Origin of the sequence: Actinocorallia sp. B10E7, from assembly GCF_039871655.1 — a bacterium.
Taxonomy (GTDB): Bacteria; Actinomycetota; Actinomycetes; order Streptosporangiales; family Streptosporangiaceae; genus Actinocorallia.
In genome coordinates this window covers 812,289-827,028 of record NZ_JBDPLZ010000001.1, presented here as the reverse complement: position 1 = coordinate 827,028, position 14,740 = coordinate 812,289, and the positions used below count along the sequence as shown (strand labels likewise).

Genomic DNA, 14,740 nt, shown 5'->3' with positions numbered 1-14,740 from the left:
TTAGCGCTCATCGGGGACGGACCCCCAGACCCCGGGTGGCGTTACGCTGGCCGTATGTCGGAGGAGACGCTCTCGTACGAGAAGGCCAGGGACGAGCTCGCGGAGGTGGTCAAGCGGCTGGAGACCGGGGGCCTCACGCTGGAGGACTCCCTGGCGCTGTGGGAGCGGGGGGAGAAGCTCGCCGGCATCTGCGAGGAGTGGCTGGAAGGGGCGAGGGCCCGGCTGGCCGCCGTGATGGCGCCGCAGCCGGGCGAGGACGCGGCGCCCTTCTGAGGCGGCCTTCCGCGTCCGCTCAGCCGGTCTTCGGCTGGGCGACCAGGGAGCCCGCCAGGACGGCCAGCTCGTCGTACCCGGCCGTGCCGGTGAGCACGATCGTGCTGTCGGGGAGCCGCCGGACCAGCGAGTACTGCTTCTTGTCCCGCTGGTGGTACTGCTCCCACACCAGGCCGCCGACGGTCTGCCGTCCGGCCGCGTTCTGGGGGGTGGACCCGGGCACGTTGGTCATCCGCGCGACGAAGCCCTTGGGCCCGTCGGGGTCCTCGTTGCTCTGCTCGAAGGCGGCGTAGCGCCTGCTCGGCGTGACGAGGACGAGGTGCCAGGCCACCGTGCCCTTCGCGGCGTCCTTCACCGGGGCGTTGGTGCCGGTGAGGCGGCTGCCGGTGGCGGCCCACGGTGCGGGCAGCCCCTCGGGGGCGTACGTCCGGTAGGGGGCCTTGCGGGTGAACTCCTTGGCGTCCCAGGTGTAGTCGATCGTCCTGGGGAGCGGCTCGTCGTCCTCGGTCGGGGTGATGAGGAAGATCGCCAGGATCAGCGCGAAGCAGGCGCCGATGGCCAGCACGAACTGCCCGGGCCCCGAGAGGTACCGCTTGAGCGTGCCCTCGGTGACCACCCTGGTCTCGCGCTTGGGGCCGCCGGAGGAGGCACCCTCCGGCGTGGTGGTCTGGTCGGTCTGTCCGGTCTCTGGAGTCACGGTCTCGGTCATTCGACTGGCTGGATGGTGGCGAGCACTTTGATGATGTTCTTCGCCAGCGTGCGGGAGCGCTCGATGTCCTCGCCCGCGGAGACGACGTCGACCGCGCTGATCATCGCGCCGGTGAGCACGATGACCAGCGGCTCGTTGAAGCCGCCCGCCCGGGAGTGGAACAGCGCGGCGTTGCGGCGGGCCCACTTGTTCAGCCGCTCCCGCATGATGCGGTCGAAGCCGGGAGGGCCGTCGCCGGAGATGAACAGGCGGGACAGCTCCCGCTCGGCCACCGAGCCCTCGAGGTAGGCGGCGGCGCCGGCCAGGAACTGGTTTTTGGGGTCGTCGTCGCCGCTCTCGCGGATCTGGTGGATCGCTTCGCGGGTGCGTTCCTGCTGGCGCACCTGGAATTCCTCGAACAGCGTCAGATACAGGTCGGCTTTGCCGTTGAAATGGTGGTAAAGACTGCCGACGCTGGCTCCGGCCCGGGCCACGATGTCGGTCACGGCGGCCTGGGCGAAGCCCTGCTCGCAGAAGACTTCCCTGGCGGCCCGCAACAGGGCGCCCCTGGTGGCCTGGCCCCGTTCGGAGACCCTGGTGGAAGTCTCCTCGATCTCGCTGCTCATGAACGTCGAGATTACGCCACCGGCGGGGAGGTCGGCGTCGGGCCCTGCCCTCTGGTCTGGTCCAATTTGTGAGATGACCTTCCAGGATCAGAGAATCCGGGAGAACCCGCCTCGACCGAAGGGTCCGCTATGTCTGAAAACTCACCGTTGGCCACCGCGCCGGAGGCGCCGGACCGCAACCTCGCGCTGGAACTCGTCCGGGTGACCGAGGCGGCCGCGCTCGCCGCGGCCCGCTGGGTGGGCCGCGGAGACAAAATAGGCGCGGACGGCGCCGCCGTCAACGCGATGCGCCAACTGATCAACACGGTCTCGATGAAGGGCGTGGTGGTCATCGGCGAGGGGGAGAAGGACAACGCCCCGATGCTCTTCAACGGCGAGGAGGTGGGAGACGGAACCGGCGCCGAATGCGACGTGGCGGTGGACCCGATCGACGGCACCACCCTGAACGCCCTGGGCATGCCGAACGCCATCGCCGTCCTCGCCGTGGCGCCCCGGCACTCGATGTACGACCCCTCCGCGGTCTTCTACATGGAGAAGCTCGTCACCGGCGCCGAGGCCGCTGACGCCGTGGACATCGAGCGCCCGATCGGCGACAACATCCGCGCCGTCGCCAAGGCCAAGGGCTCGTCCGTCCAGGACGTCACCGTCGTGATCCTCGACCGCCCCCGCCACGAGGGCATCGTCAAGGAGATCCGCGAGGCGGGCGCCCGGATCAAGTTCATCCGGGACGGCGACGTGGCCGGCGCGATCATGGCGGCCCGCGAGGGCACCGGCGTCGACCTGCTGCTGGGCATCGGCGGCACGCCCGAGGGCATCATCGCGGCCTGCGCCATGAAGTGCCTGGGCGGCGTGATCCAGTCCCGGCTGTGGCCGCAGGACGAGGCCGAGCGGCAGCGGGCCATCGACGCCGGCCACGACCTCGACCGGGTCCTGACCACCGACGACCTGGTCAGGTCCGACGACGTGTTCTTCGCCGCGACCGGCATCACCGACGGCGAGCTGGTCAGGGGCGTGCGCTACGTCAAGGGCCTGGCCAAGACCCACTCGCTGGTCATGCGCGGCCGCAGCGGCACCATCCGCCGTGTGGACGGCGAGCACCGGCTGGGCAAGCTGCGCGCCTACTCGGCGATCAACTTCGACGGCCCCGTCTGAGCGACGGCCGCCAGGGCCGCTTCGGCCTGATCACCTTCACCGAGCCGAGGAGGAGGGTGCCGGTCACCTCGACGACCGGGCCCTCCTCGGGCAGATCGTGCCGTCCGCCGTGGCGGGCGGAACTCAGGACGGTCCGCCCGGTGACCCGGACCTCCACCCCGTCCGGGACGATCAGCCGGAGCCGCCCGCACAAGGCGCTCACGTCCAGGGTGACGTGCCTGCGCTGCAAGATCGCCTGGCGCAGGTCGAGTTCGACGGTGCCGAAAAGGGCGGCGACCGGCAGTCTGGCCGGGACCACCCACCGGCCGTCCCGGCGCTGGGAGCCGAACAGCGCCAGGAGGCTCTGCGCGTCCACCTTGAAGGGCTGCTGCTCGGCGGGCAGCAGGTCCCGGGTGAAGGCGGTCAGCTCGCCGAGCGTCCGCGCCCGGTAGACCGCCTCGATGCGCTCGGAGTGCTCCTCCAGGGTGAGCCGCCCGTCGGTCACCGCGTCGTGGAGGAGTTCCGCGACGCGTTCGCGGTCGGCGTCGGAGGCTCTCATCTCGCGCACGGGCACGGGCCGGTCGGAATCCACGTCTAGACGATAATGCGCCGATCGCTTCCTCGCACAGCGGAAGGCCCCGTCCGGCGCGTGGTCTTCCGCAGCGGTACGGGGCCCTTCCAGACCGTGTCCTCAGGCCTGCTCGGCGAGCTTCGCCAGCCGGTTGCCGTACATCGTGATGAGCTCCTCACGGCCGGCGTTCGCCGCCTCGTACTCGCGCAGCATCTCCACCTGCTCGGCGGTCAGCTTGCGCAGCCTGGCGCGCAGCGAGGCGTGGGTGAGCTGGTCGTAGTTCGGGACGGGCAGGTCGGCCTCGGTGAGCGTGGTCCCCGGGACGGGCTCGGGCTCGATGATCTCCTCGACCACCGCGTCGACGAGCTCCTGGTCGACCTCCGGCTCGAGGACCGGGACGAGCTCGGGCCGCTCGTCCACGGGCTCGGGGACCGGGGCGGGCGGAGGCACGGTGGCGGGCTTGCCGATGGTGATCTCGCCGGTCCCGGCGACGGTCCCGTTGGCCTTGGCGGGACGCGGAGGCCGGGCCACCGGCGTCTCCTGCGGGACGGGCGCGGGCTTGGGCACGACCAGCTCCAGCACGCGGCCGACCGTGGTGCCCTCCAGCCGGGAGCCCACCTTGTGGGTGAGCCGCTCGGCGTCGCCCATCAGCCTGTCCAGAACCGGCCGCAGCTCGCCGCCGCGGAGGTCCTTGTAGTCCTTGGTGACCCTGTCGGTGAGCAGCAGGGTCCGGCCCACGCCGAACATGGCCAGGCGCGCCGCGTGAAGGGGCAGGTCTCTGACCTGCTCGTTCACCGCCTCCTGGACCTGCTTGCCCACTTCTCGCGGGGTACGCGGCATCGTTCAGCTCCTGTTTCGTCCGACAGCGCAGTGTCTGGCTCGTACGGGAAGTGTGGGAGTAGGCGTCGATAACTAGGTGACTCGATGACTCAATAACACTGTGCCGTACGCGTTCGGGGATGGTCACCCCCGGTGAACGGAAATATGGGGTGTCCAGCGGTGGATTGGATCACATTCGAGTGGTGGTATCGAGACACGGGTGACGGAACGTAAAATGTGACCATGGCCTCTTCAAGCACTCGCCGGGTACTGCTCGCCAAGCCTCGTGGTTACTGCGCGGGCGTGGACCGCGCGGTGCAGACGGTGGAGAAGGCGCTCGAGCAGTACGGCGCCCCCGTCTACGTCCGCAAGCAGATCGTCCACAACGTCCACGTGGTCAAGACCCTCGAGGAGCTCGGCGCGGTCTTCGTGGACGAGACCGACGAGGTCCCCGAGGACGCGATCGTCGTCTTCTCCGCGCACGGCGTGGCCCCCGTCGTGCACGAGGAGGCGGCGCGGCTGAACCTCCGCACGATCGACGCCACCTGCCCCCTGGTGACCAAGGTGCACCGCGAGGCGGTGCGCTTCGCCAAGGACGACTACGACATTCTGCTGATCGGGCACCAGGGCCACCCCGAAGTGATCGGTACCACCGGTGAGGCCCCCGCGCACATTCAGCTGGTCGACGGCCCCAAGGACGTCGCCAACGTTACCGTGCGTGACCCCGAAAAGATCGTATGGCTCTCCCAGACGACCCTCTCGGTGGACGAGACCAACGAGACGGTCGACGCGCTGCGGGAGCGCTTCCCGTCGCTGCAGAGCCCCCCGTCCGACGACATCTGCTACGCCACTCAGAACCGGCAGACGTCGATGAAGGAGATCGCCGCCGAGTCCGACCTGGTCCTGGTCGTCGGCTCGCGCAACTCCTCCAACTCCAAGCGGCTGGTCGAGGTGGCCAAGGACTACGGGGCCAAGGACGCCCACCTCATCGACTACGCCGAGCAGATCGAGGAGTCCTGGCTGGAGGGCGTGCGGACCGTCGGGATCAGCAGCGGCGCCTCCGTCCCGGAGATCCTGGTGCGCGGCGTGCTGGAGTACCTGGCCTCGCACGGCTTCGAGGACGTCGAGGAGATCGAGTCGGTCAAGGAGCACATGGTCTTCGGGCTGCCCCGCGAGCTGCGCGAGGACCTGCGCGCGCCGCGGCCGTCCTGAGCCACTGAGAGCCGCGGGCGGCCCGGCCGGGCCGCCCCGGACGCTCACTCGTCCCAGCGGACGGGGTCCTCCTCGGTCTGCCGCTCCTGGGTGAGCCGGAAGCCCGAGGCCTTGAGGCTGATCTCGCGCCAGGCCTCCAGCACCCCGCGCCGGAAGGCGATGACCGCGGTCAGCGCGGTGCCCGCCAGCAGCCACGGCGCGCGGGCGCCCAGCTCCAGCGGCACCGCGATCAGCAGGCTCCGCAGGAGCGAGCCCCCGTTCAGGGCGCCCGCCACCTCGGCGGTCAGCGTCGCCAGGAAGCCCACCAGCGGCGGGGCCACCACCAGCGTGGGCAGGTCCGCGGGTTTGGTGAACAGCGCGGCCAGCACGCAGGCGGTGACGAAGACCAGGCCGGGCAGGAAGGAGACGTCCACCAGCGCGCCGAGCAGGCTCAGCACGAAGACGGCGGCGATCCCGCCGCGCGCGGTGAGGGTGAGGGGTGCCGCCGGCCGCTTCTTCTGCCGCCGGCCCTGCCTCCGCCGCTGCACGTCTTCCTCCGTCCGTGCAGCCTTCTTCTCGGAGCCCCCGGTTTTCCCGCCCTTTCCGGTGCTACCGGTCTTCCTGGTCTTCCCGGTCTTCCCGCCGGTTCGAGTGGTCATTCAGGCGTCCTCTGAACTCGGCCGGCCGGAGATGGGCCGCGCAGCGAAACCTACCTTGTCGACGGTGCCGGGAATCTCGGCTCCGAGAAGTTCCGCGGCGGACAGCGCGCGCGGAGACTCCTCGACGGGCCCCGGGGCCTCCAGCACGGCGTCCGTGACCCCCAGCTCGTTGAGCCTGCGGGCGCTGACCAGGACCCGGCTCTCCAGCGAGCCGACCGTCCGGTTGTAGCCGCGCACCGCGCCCGACAGGGCACGCCCCAGGTCGTCCAGATGGCCGCCCAGCACGCCGAGCCGCTCGTACAGCTCCCGGCCCACGTCGAAGACCTGGCGGGCGTTGCGGGACAGCGCGGCCTGCTGCCAGGTGTAGGCGGCGGTGCGCAGCATGCTGATCAGCGTGGTCGGGGTGGCGAGGTGCACCTTGCGGGCCATCGCGTACTCCAGAAGGCCGGGATCGCGGTCCAGCGCGGGCGCCAGGAACGCCTCACCCGGCACGAACAGGACGACGAACTCCGGGGCCGGGCTGAAGGCCTGCCAGTACGACTTGGCGGCGAGCCTGTCCACGTGCTCGCGCAGATGCCGGGCGTGCGCGTCCAGCCGGTGCTCCTTGCCCTCCGCGGCCTCCAGGTAGGCGGCGAGGGAGACCTTGGAGTCCACCACGATGGTGCGCCCCTCGGTCAGGCGGACCACCAGGTCGGGGCGGACGGTGCCGTCGGCGGTGCGGGCACTGGCCTGCTCGGAGAAGTCGCAGTGCGGGGTCATCCCGGCCAGCTCCACCACGCGGCGCAGCTGCAGCTCGCCCCAGCGGCCCCGAGCCTCCGGCCGCTGCAGCGCCCGGACCAGGCTCTGGGTCTGGTCGCGCAGCTGCTCGGAGCTGTGGCGGACGAACTCGACCTGCTTGGCCAGCATCGCGTGGGACTCCCGGCGGGAGGTCTCCAGTTCGCGCAGCTGCTCCGAGACCCGGCCCAGCGTCTCCTTCAACGGCTCGACGAGGTGCTCGACCGCCTGCTTGCGCTGCTCCAGCTCACCGGCGGCCTCCGCGCCGGCCGCCTTGAGCCGGGCGTCGGCCAGCTCCAGGAAACGCTGGTTGGAGGCGTCGAGGGCCTGGGCCGACAGGGTCGCGAACCGCTCGCCCATGCGCTGCTCGGCGTAGGCGAGCTTGTCCTCGGCGGCCCTGGCGCGGGCGATGAGCGAGGACTGCCGGGCGGTCGCCAGGGCGAATCCGAGCACGACCCCGATCACCAGTCCGGTCAGCAGCGCCACGCTCATGCCTCTGATCGTCGCACGGGACGGGCCGAAAGCCCTTTCACGACGCGGCTTGTCGGTTGTGTGATCCGCCCCGCCGGGCGAGACTGCGGGGCATGAGCGAAGCCTTCGAACGAGCCTTCCGCCGCGCGCTGGCCCTGCGCCCCGACGCGCCGCCCTCCCGGCGGGCGCGGCTGCTCGGGACGGCCGTCCGCCTGAGCGGCAAGCGGCTGTGGGCGGGCACCCCCGACACCCCCGCCGGGCTGGTGCGGTTCCGCCGCACCACCGAGCTGGCCGCCCGAGCCCTGCGTACCCCCGCGGGAGTGCGCTTCCTCCAGGAGGATTTCGGGCTGTTCTCCGGAGAATGGGTCAGGGCCGGGCGGAGGGCCGGCAGCGACGAGAAGAAGGTCGTCCTCTACCTGCACGGCGGCGGCTACTTCTTCGGCGGCCCCGGGCTCTACCGGGGCCTGTCCTGGCGGCTGTCGGCGGCCACCCGCCGTCCCGTCCTCATGGTCGACTACCGGCTGGCGCCCGAGCACACCCCGGCGGACGCGCTCACCGACGCCCTGCTGGCCTACGACGCCCTGCTGGCCCGGGGCCACCTGCCGCAGGACATCGCGGTCGCCGGCGACTCGGCGGGCGGCCACCTGGCGCTCAGCCTGGTCCACGCGCTCAAGAGGCGCGGCACCCCGCTCCCCGGGGCCGTGGTGGCGATCTCGCCCTGGGCCGACCTGCTGTGCGCGGCCGAGTCCCACCGTTCGAACGAGCTGAGCGACCACCTCATCCCCGCCGTGAAACTGGCCTGGCTGGGAGGGGTCTTCTGCGACGGTGCCCCCGAGGACAGCCCGCTGTTCGATCCGGCGAGGGGGGACTACGCGGGCTTCCCGCCGCTGCTTCTGATCTCCAGCACCACCGAGATCCTGCGGGACGACGCCCGGCTGGTGGCACGGCTGGCCTCCTCCGCCGGGGCGGAGGTGGTGCACCACGAGTGGATCGGCCAGGTCCACGTGTTCCCGGTCTTCGCGGACTTCGTTCCCGAGGCCAAGGCGGCGCTGCGGAGCATCGGCGAGTTCCTCACCTCCCGGTGAGCACTAAACTCCTCAGTCGTGAGCCTTTCGATCGGGATCGTCGGCCTGCCCAACGTCGGCAAGTCCACGCTGTTCAACGCCCTGACCAAGAACGACGCGCTGGCCGCGAACTACCCGTTCGCCACCATCGAGCCGAACGTCGGTGTGGTCGGGGTACCCGACCCTCGGCTGCAGAAGCTGGCCGAGGTGTTCGGGTCGGCCCGGATCCTGCCCGCGACCATCGAGTTCGTGGACATCGCGGGCATCGTCAAGGGCGCGTCCGAGGGGCAGGGCCTGGGCAACAAGTTCCTGGCCAACATCCGGGACACCGACGCGATCTGCCAGGTCATCCGGGCCTTCAACGACCCCGACGTCACCCACGTCGACGGCGAGACCAACCCGCTGCGCGACATCGAGACGATCAACACCGAGCTGATCCTCGCCGACCTCCAGACCATCGAGCGGGCGGTGCCGCGGCTGGAGAAGGAGGTCAAGCTCAAGAAGGACAAGGACGCCCCGCAGGTCCTGGAGGCCGTCAAGGCCGTCCAGGAGAAGCTGAACGAGGGCGTGACGGCGTACGCGTCCGGCGCGGACCTCGCCCTGCTGCGCGAGCTGCACCTGCTGACGGCCAAGCCGTTCATCTACGTCTTCAACCTGGACGAGGACGAGCTGGGCGACGACTCCCTGCGCGACAAGCTCAGCGCCCTGGTCGCCCCCGCCAAGGCGGTGTTCCTCTCCGCCAAGATCGAGTCCGAGCTGATCGAGCTCCCCGACGACGAGGCCCTGGAGCTGCTGCAGTCCATGGGCCAGGAGGAGTCGGGCCTGGCCCAGCTGGTGCGGGTGGGCTTCGACACCCTCGGCCTGCAGACCTATCTGACGGCGGGCCCGAAGGAGGCGCGCGCCTGGACGATCAAGAAGGGCGACACCGCCCCCGAGGCCGCCGGCGTCATCCACTCCGACTTCCAGCGGGGTTTCATCAAGGCCGAGGTCGTCTCGTTCGCGGATCTCGTCGCCGAGGGCTCCATCCCCGCCGCCCGCGCCGCCGGCAAGGCCCGCATGGAGGGCAAGGACTACGTCATGCAGGACGGCGACGTCGTGGAGTTCCGCTTCAACGTCTGAACGATGACCCCGGCGACGGAGTGGGAAACGGCGGCTCGAACATCCGGTGCTGACTGAATTCGTGCGGGACCAGACCTTCACCGTCGCGTGGTTCGGCCGGATGGCCGTCGTGTGGCTCGGCTGGGCGTAGGAGGATCCGCTTCCGTCGTGGCGTAAGTGGCTCGGCCTCGGTTCGGTGCTCGGCATCGCCCTGGCGCTGGGTTTCGGTGTCCTGACCGCGCGGCACTGGTCCGGCGGTACGGCCCTCGCCGACCGCTACCACTGGTTCGGAGTGCTGGTGGCCGCCGAAGCGGCGGCCGCCGGGCTGGGCTGCGCCGTCCTGGCCCGGTGGAACGCCGGGCGCTGGATGGCCTGGTGGGTCGCGCTCGTCGTAGGACTGCACTTCCTGCCCTTGTCCGCTCTGCTCGACGACGCGAGCATCGCCGTCTTCGGCCTGCTGCAGTGCGCGGGCCTCGTCCTGCTCGCCAGGCCCCTGCGCCGCAGCGACGTGACGACGAGCCGTTACGCGGGACCGCTGATGGGAACGTCGCTCCTGGCCTACGCGGCCGTTTCCTCCGTCCTCGTGGCCCTGGGCGGAACGGCTTCCTGACCCGGCGAAGGCCGGCACCGCTCCAAATATCCAGCCTTGCACGCCCCGCTCTATGTTCCGCTTCAACGTCTGCCCGGGGCCGCTTCCGGTGTCTTCATCGTGCCGTGGCGGTCCGCAGGCGTTCCCGTCCCGGCCAGTGGGAGGCGCAGGACGAGGCGCGCACCGCGGCCGGCGGGGTTGTCGGTCGCGTAGAGGCGTCCGCCGTAGGTCTTCGCGATCTCCCGGGCGATGGACAGGCCGAGCCCGGTGCCGCGGGGGTCCTTCTTGCGGGAGAGGGCCGAGCGGTGGAAGCGCTCGAAGATCTTCTCGTGTTCGCCCTTGAGGATGCCCTGGCCGTCGTCCCTGACCTCCAGGACGGCCTCGGGTGCCTCGTCGGAGATGATGATCTGGATCTCTTTTTCGGCGTGGCGGTCGGCGTTGGTCAGCAGATTGCCCAGCAGCCGGGACATCCGGATCCGGGAGGCGCGCACGACCACGCCGGGCTCGAGGTGGAGGGAGACGTGGTGGGTGAGGCTCTGACGCCGCACTTCTTCGGTGGCGAGTTCCGCCAGGTCGACGTCCTCGACGGGGGCGGGCGCTCCGGCGTCCAGGCGGGAGAGCTCGAGCAGGTCGGAGACCAGGTCGTTGAGCCGCATCGCGTCCTGGAGCACCGCCTGCAGGACCTGCTGGGGGTCGGCGTCGGGGTCGGCCAGGGCGTCTTCGAGCCGGATCTGCAGCCCGGTGATCGGGGTGCGCAGGTCGTGTGAGGCGTCGGAGACGAACTGCCTCTGCCGCTCGACCGCCTCCTTCAGCGCCTCGGCCTGCCGGCGCTGGATGTCGTAGGCCTGCATGAGCCGTTCGTTGAGGTCCTGCAGTTCGCGGGAGCGCGTGTTGACCTCGTTCTCTATCACCTCGAGCTGGGCCCGCAGAGGGGTGTCGGGTTCGAGCCGCCGCAGCCTCTGAAGGGCGGAGGTGACCTCCTCGAACCGGTTGATCACCAATGCCACCCGGCCGTCCGGGCCGGGGACCGGGATGTTCATCTGGCTCCAGTAGCGCTCCTCGAACACATCGGGCCTGCCGGGCACCTGGGCGCTGTTCTTCTGCAGGGGCATGGTCTCGGGGTTGCCCGTGGCGAACACGCGTTCGATGGAGCGGCGCAGGGCCTGCCTTCCCTCGAACTCCTCGGGGTCGGAGGGGTCGTGGGGGAAGGCATCGAAGAGCGTCCGGCCGACGATCTCCTCGCGGGGGCGTCCGGACCACCGCACGCAGGAGTCGTTGGCCGCCACGATGACGAGGTCCCGCGTCAGCAGCAGCGCGCCTGGCGGCATGGCCGACCAGGCGGCCTCGAAGTCGATCTCAGAAGACCCCACGGGTACCTCTCGGATTTCTTCCGAATGCGCAACGCAAGTAAAACGCTCCTTTGTGTGGCGTTATTTCGCTTCAACGGGGGTGCGGGGGATCCGGAGGGCCACCAGGCATCCGCCCACGGCCAGCACGACCATGCCGATGATTCCCGAGGTCAGCGCCCGGTCCCGGGCGCGGGCGTTGATCCGGACGAGTTCGTCGGCCGCGGCGTCCCTGACGCCCCGGGCCCTGAGCCTCTCGCGGAGCGTCTCGTCGCCCGCCGCGGTGAGCTGGACCTGCCGTTCGAGCGTCTCCTTGACGATTTTCTTCTCGCCGCCGGTCAGGACGGTGCTCTGGTCCACTCCGGCCTCGAACGAGTAGAGCAGCGTCACGGTCATGAGCGCGCCGGCCAGCGCGATTCCCATGGCGCTCCCGAGGTAGTTGCCGCTGCGGGACAGGCCCGCCACGTCGCTCACCTCGTGGGGCGGCGGGGCCGACTGGACCAGGTCGGTCAGGGTCGTGGACATGCCCTGGCCCAGTCCGAAGAGGAAGAGGCCCGGCGCGAACCCCAGGCCCGTGGAGAACACCCCCTGTTCGTAGGGCCGGAACATGGCGACGATCAGGACGCAGCCGCTGATCATCAGCAGGAACGACCAGGCCTGCGCGGCGCGCTGGGTCATCCGCCCGTTGGTGACGAGCTTGGTGACCACGGGTGCCGCCGTCACCAGGCCCAGGGTCGTGGGGAGCAGCACGAGCCCGCACCGCAGCGCGTTGAAGCCCAGGGTGGTCTGGACGAAGACCGGCAGGAGGAAGAGCGCGCCCGCGGGCACCAGGTACTGGAGGGCCTGGGTGGCGGACGCGAACCGGACCGTGCGGTTGCTCAGCACCGAGACCCGCACCAGCGGGTCTCCCGCGCGTTTGACGAGACGGAGCTCCCACGCGGCGAACGCGCCGAGGAGCATCACCCCGATCAAGCCGAACAGGGCCACCGGTGACAGGCCGCCTTGCGGGAGCAGGGTGCGGCCGAAGGCCTCGAAGTCGTGCCGGGCCGTGAGCAGGCCGTACCGTCCCGCCAGCAGGGTCGCCACGACGAGCAGCCCGCATCCGAGGGCGGAGAGCGCGGCCCCGGGCAGGTCGAAGGGCTGCCGGGGGCGCTCGTGGCGCGGCTCGGGATCGCCCGCCCGCCGCAGGAGCAGCACCACCACGACCGAGAGCACGGCGCTCATGAGGAACGACGCCCGCCAGCTCAGATAGTGGGTGATCACCCCGCCGAGGAGGGGGCCGGCCGCCGCGCCGAGGCCTCCGATCGTCCCGATCAAGGCCAGGGCCTTCGTCCGGCTCGTTCCGGAGAGTGTGGCGGTGAGCAGGGAGAGCAGCGCCGGGAGCATCAGCGCCACGCCGATCCCCAGGAGCAGGGACCAGCCGATCATGAGGGCGCCGATGCCCGGGGCGAGCGCGGTGACCAGCGAGCCCAGCGCGAAGATCTCCGCGCCGGCGATGAAGACGCGCCAGTGGCCGCGGCGCGCGCCGAGCTTGCTGCCCGCGATCACGAACGCGGCTATCACCAGGGCGTAGAGCGAGATCACCGACTGCACGGCGGTCAGCGTGGTGCCCAGGTCCCGGATGATGTCCGCCAGCGCGACGTTCATGGCCGTGGAGGTGTACGCCATCAGGAAGTTCTGCACGGCGAGGGGGATGAACAGCGCCTTGATGTGCGGTGCTCCCTCGGCCGCCTCGTCGACCCGCGGCGTTCCGATCAGTCGTCCCACGATCACGCCCCCGCGTTCCGATCGTCGTCAGAGGCGGTGGCCGCCCCCGGCCCCGCTCACCTCGTCGTCCCCTCACTCTCCAGAGTGCACGCATCGCTCTGCGGCGCCTTACCTCGGGGTGCGTGCACGCTGTCCGGTGAAGGGGCTCCGGGATGTCTTCGCCGGTCGCTCGAAGGTGTGTGGAAAGCGCTGGATCTGGGAAATGTGTCCGGGGATTCGTCCGGCTTGTTAGGGAACGCGGGCGTTCTGGTGGATGAGGTGAGGTTTGTGTGATGTGTGTGGGTAGTGCGACATGCACATCCGCGCGCCGAGACTGGGCATCTTGGTGAGTCACTGGAACAATTGCCTCTCGTGGCTACGCTTGGGGCCACATGACGGATGAGGCGCGCCGGTGGGGCGAGGCGCATAGGCGGAGGCGTTGATGGCTCGCAGGTCGGCTGTGGACGAGGGTCCTGCTGCGCTCGACGAGCCGTGGGACGAGGAGCCGAAGGCTCCCAGGAAGCAATGGAGCGGAGGCGGCGGCCGCTGGTGGATCTGGGTCGGACGGGCGTTGTTGTGGACGTTCGTGCTGGTCGTCATAGTGAACGGGATCCGCGCGCCGTTCGAACGGTTCACCGCGGAGACGCCGTCCTCGACCACGAGCGCCGACGACGGCAAGCCGAAGTTCCCGCAGACCCAGGCGTCGGCGTACGCGCTGCAGTTCGCGCAGGTGTACCTGAACTACGACGAGAACGCGTCCGGCGGACGCCAGGAGGAACTGGCGCGCTTCCTTCCCGAGGGAGCCGACGCGCAGTTCGGGTGGGACGGCCTGGGTCAGCTGTCGGCGCAGCACATCCAGCTGCTGTCCGTCCAGGTGAAGGACGTGAACAACGCGATCGTCGACATCGCGGCGAAGGTCGGCTCGCGCTGGATCACCCTGGCGGTCCCCGTGTACGCCAGGGACGGCGCGTTCGTCATCTCCGGGCCGCCCGCGCTGCTCGAGGCGCCGAAGAAGGCGCAGCTGCCGCAGGAGGGCGGCGGGGAGCACGACGAGGAACTGGAAGCGCAGCTGAAGACCCAGCTGACCGGTTTCTTCGAGGCGTACGGCAACAGCAACGCGCTGAACCTGCAGCGCTACACCGAGGGCGGAGCCATCACCGGCCTGGGGTCGGCGGTGAACCTCGAAACGATCCTCGAGGTGGACGCCCCTCCCGGTGACTCCGACGAACGCACGGTCACCGCGACCGTGCAGTGGAAGGTCCCCCCGACCCAGCCTCGTGGGACGGAAGGTCGGCTCACGCAGACCTACGAGCTCGTCGTGGTGAAGAAGAGCGACCAGTGGAATGTTCGCTCGATCCGCGGCGCCGTGCGGGCCGGGTCCTAGAAATGAGGTTTTAGTGCTGTTCCACCATCTGGCGGCGACCCTCCCCCTGGAGACGCTGGCAGCCGCGGACGATTTGAACACCGACGACCTGGCGACCTGGCTGCGGAACCTCTTCGGTCCGCTGTTCCTGGTGATCGTCTCGATCGTCGCGCTGTTCTTCCTCTTCACCCGGGAGATCACCCGGTTTGCGCAGTTCATCCTGCTGGCCATCGGCATCGGGATCATCTTCTACGTGCCCAACATCATCGAGGTGACGGCGAAGGCCATCGCCAAGGCGCTGGGCGTCGACCTGGACTGAGGTCGGCCGACG

At 70.2% G+C, this 14,740-nt stretch carries 16 protein-coding genes; 8 read left to right on the top strand and 8 right to left on the bottom strand.

Annotated features, from left to right (window positions below; genetic code table 11):
• The first annotated feature begins 54 nt into the window (after positions 1–54).
• The gene (locus ABGB12_RS04040; RefSeq protein WP_347674681.1) at positions 55–273 is read left to right on the top strand and encodes an exodeoxyribonuclease VII small subunit; all 219 of its coding nucleotides are present in this window, start codon (positions 55–57) and stop codon (positions 271–273) included.
• 19 nt (positions 274–292) lie between these two features.
• On the opposite strand, the gene ABGB12_RS04035 is transcribed toward ABGB12_RS04040, so the two are convergent.
• On the bottom strand, positions 293–982 hold the full coding sequence (locus ABGB12_RS04035; protein ID WP_347674680.1) for a DUF4245 domain-containing protein: 690 nt from the start codon (positions 980–982) through the stop codon (positions 293–295).
• Positions 979–1,587 (bottom strand): TetR/AcrR family transcriptional regulator, encoded by a 609-nt coding sequence (locus ABGB12_RS04030; RefSeq protein ID WP_347674679.1) that lies wholly within the window; start codon positions 1,585–1,587, stop codon positions 979–981. The genes ABGB12_RS04035 and ABGB12_RS04030 overlap by 4 nt, the downstream gene beginning before the upstream one ends.
• Before the next feature lie 129 nt (positions 1,588–1,716).
• On the opposite strand from ABGB12_RS04030, the gene glpX reads away from it, so the two are divergent.
• Entirely contained in the window at positions 1,717–2,739 is a 1,023-nt protein-coding gene (gene glpX / locus ABGB12_RS04025; RefSeq protein ID WP_347674677.1) for a class II fructose-bisphosphatase, read from the top strand.
• Here glpX and ABGB12_RS04020 read toward each other — a convergent pair.
• Together ABGB12_RS04020 and ABGB12_RS04015 are read right to left on the bottom strand one after the other, a co-directional pair.
• Positions 2,717–3,310, bottom strand: a complete 594-nt coding sequence (locus ABGB12_RS04020; protein WP_347674675.1) for a DUF1707 domain-containing protein — start codon at positions 3,308–3,310, stop codon at positions 2,717–2,719. The genes glpX and ABGB12_RS04020 overlap by 23 nt on opposite strands.
• Before the next feature lie 99 nt (positions 3,311–3,409).
• Entirely contained in the window at positions 3,410–4,129 is a 720-nt protein-coding gene (locus ABGB12_RS04015; RefSeq protein ID WP_347674674.1) for a hypothetical protein, read from the bottom strand.
• A gap of 222 nt (positions 4,130–4,351) precedes the next feature.
• Here ABGB12_RS04015 and ABGB12_RS04010 point away from each other — a divergent pair, with 222 nt between their 5' ends.
• The gene (locus tag ABGB12_RS04010; protein ID WP_347674672.1) at positions 4,352–5,320 is read left to right on the top strand and encodes a 4-hydroxy-3-methylbut-2-enyl diphosphate reductase; all 969 of its coding nucleotides are present in this window, start codon (positions 4,352–4,354) and stop codon (positions 5,318–5,320) included.
• 44 nt (positions 5,321–5,364) lie between these two features.
• Here the strand turns inward: ABGB12_RS04010 and ABGB12_RS04005 are convergent, their stop codons facing one another.
• Both ABGB12_RS04005 and ABGB12_RS04000 read right to left on the bottom strand, forming a co-directional pair.
• Positions 5,365–5,847 carry a DUF6542 domain-containing protein gene (locus tag ABGB12_RS04005; RefSeq protein ID WP_347674670.1) on the bottom strand — a complete coding sequence of 161 codons (483 nt, stop codon included), beginning with the start codon at positions 5,845–5,847 and terminating at the stop codon, positions 5,365–5,367.
• Between the two features lie 111 nt (positions 5,848–5,958).
• On the bottom strand, positions 5,959–7,224 hold the full coding sequence (locus ABGB12_RS04000; RefSeq protein WP_347674668.1) for a DNA recombination protein RmuC: 1,266 nt from the start codon (positions 7,222–7,224) through the stop codon (positions 5,959–5,961).
• 92 nt (positions 7,225–7,316) lie between these two features.
• Between ABGB12_RS04000 and ABGB12_RS03995 the strand changes: the two genes are divergently transcribed.
• The 3 genes from ABGB12_RS03995 (at position 7,317) to ABGB12_RS03985 (ending at position 9,975) form a co-directional block, all read left to right on the top strand.
• Complete coding sequence (locus ABGB12_RS03995; RefSeq protein WP_347674667.1) at positions 7,317–8,288, top strand: alpha/beta hydrolase fold domain-containing protein; 972 nt, start codon at positions 7,317–7,319, stop codon at positions 8,286–8,288.
• A gap of 18 nt (positions 8,289–8,306) precedes the next feature.
• Entirely contained in the window at positions 8,307–9,386 is a 1,080-nt protein-coding gene (gene ychF, locus ABGB12_RS03990) for a redox-regulated ATPase YchF (protein ID WP_347674665.1), read from the top strand.
• A gap of 175 nt (positions 9,387–9,561) precedes the next feature.
• The gene (locus ABGB12_RS03985) at positions 9,562–9,975 is read left to right on the top strand and encodes a hypothetical protein (protein WP_347674663.1); all 414 of its coding nucleotides are present in this window, start codon (positions 9,562–9,564) and stop codon (positions 9,973–9,975) included.
• 62 nt (positions 9,976–10,037) lie between these two features.
• On the opposite strand, the gene ABGB12_RS03980 is transcribed toward ABGB12_RS03985, so the two are convergent.
• Together ABGB12_RS03980 and ABGB12_RS03975 are read right to left on the bottom strand one after the other, a co-directional pair.
• Complete coding sequence (locus ABGB12_RS03980; RefSeq protein WP_347674662.1) at positions 10,038–11,324, bottom strand: PAS domain-containing sensor histidine kinase; 1,287 nt, start codon at positions 11,322–11,324, stop codon at positions 10,038–10,040.
• A gap of 60 nt (positions 11,325–11,384) precedes the next feature.
• Positions 11,385–13,067, bottom strand: coding sequence for an MFS transporter (locus ABGB12_RS03975; protein ID WP_347674660.1), 1,683 nt, complete (start codon positions 13,065–13,067; stop codon positions 11,385–11,387).
• A 421-nt stretch (positions 13,068–13,488) separates the two neighbouring features.
• Here ABGB12_RS03975 and ABGB12_RS03970 point away from each other — a divergent pair, with 421 nt between their 5' ends.
• Complete coding sequence (locus tag ABGB12_RS03970; protein WP_347674658.1) at positions 13,489–14,430, top strand: conjugal transfer protein; 942 nt, start codon at positions 13,489–13,491, stop codon at positions 14,428–14,430.
• 16 nt (positions 14,431–14,446) lie between these two features.
• Positions 14,447–14,728 (top strand): hypothetical protein, encoded by a 282-nt coding sequence (locus ABGB12_RS03965; protein WP_347675037.1) that lies wholly within the window; start codon positions 14,447–14,449, stop codon positions 14,726–14,728.
• Positions 14,729–14,740: the final 12 nt, after the last annotated feature.

Excerpts from the sequence above, each read along its gene's own strand:
- ABGB12_RS04040 (WP_347674681.1), top strand. The coding sequence starts at position 55 with ATGTCGGAGGAGACGCTCTCGTACGAGAAGGCCAGGGACGAGCTCGCG.
- ABGB12_RS04035 (WP_347674680.1), bottom strand. The coding sequence starts at position 982 with ATGACCGAGACCGTGACTCCAGAGACCGGACAGACCGACCAGACCACC.
- ABGB12_RS04030 (WP_347674679.1), bottom strand. The coding sequence starts at position 1,587 with ATGAGCAGCGAGATCGAGGAGACTTCCACCAGGGTCTCCGAACGGGGC.
- glpX (WP_347674677.1), top strand. The coding sequence starts at position 1,717 with ATGTCTGAAAACTCACCGTTGGCCACCGCGCCGGAGGCGCCGGACCGC.
- ABGB12_RS04015 (WP_347674674.1), bottom strand. The coding sequence starts at position 4,129 with ATGCCGCGTACCCCGCGAGAAGTGGGCAAGCAGGTCCAGGAGGCGGTG.
- ABGB12_RS04010 (WP_347674672.1), top strand. The coding sequence starts at position 4,352 with ATGGCCTCTTCAAGCACTCGCCGGGTACTGCTCGCCAAGCCTCGTGGT.
- ABGB12_RS04000 (WP_347674668.1), bottom strand. The coding sequence starts at position 7,224 with ATGAGCGTGGCGCTGCTGACCGGACTGGTGATCGGGGTCGTGCTCGGA.
- ABGB12_RS03995 (WP_347674667.1), top strand. The coding sequence starts at position 7,317 with ATGAGCGAAGCCTTCGAACGAGCCTTCCGCCGCGCGCTGGCCCTGCGC.
- ABGB12_RS03970 (WP_347674658.1), top strand. The coding sequence starts at position 13,489 with ATGGCTCGCAGGTCGGCTGTGGACGAGGGTCCTGCTGCGCTCGACGAG.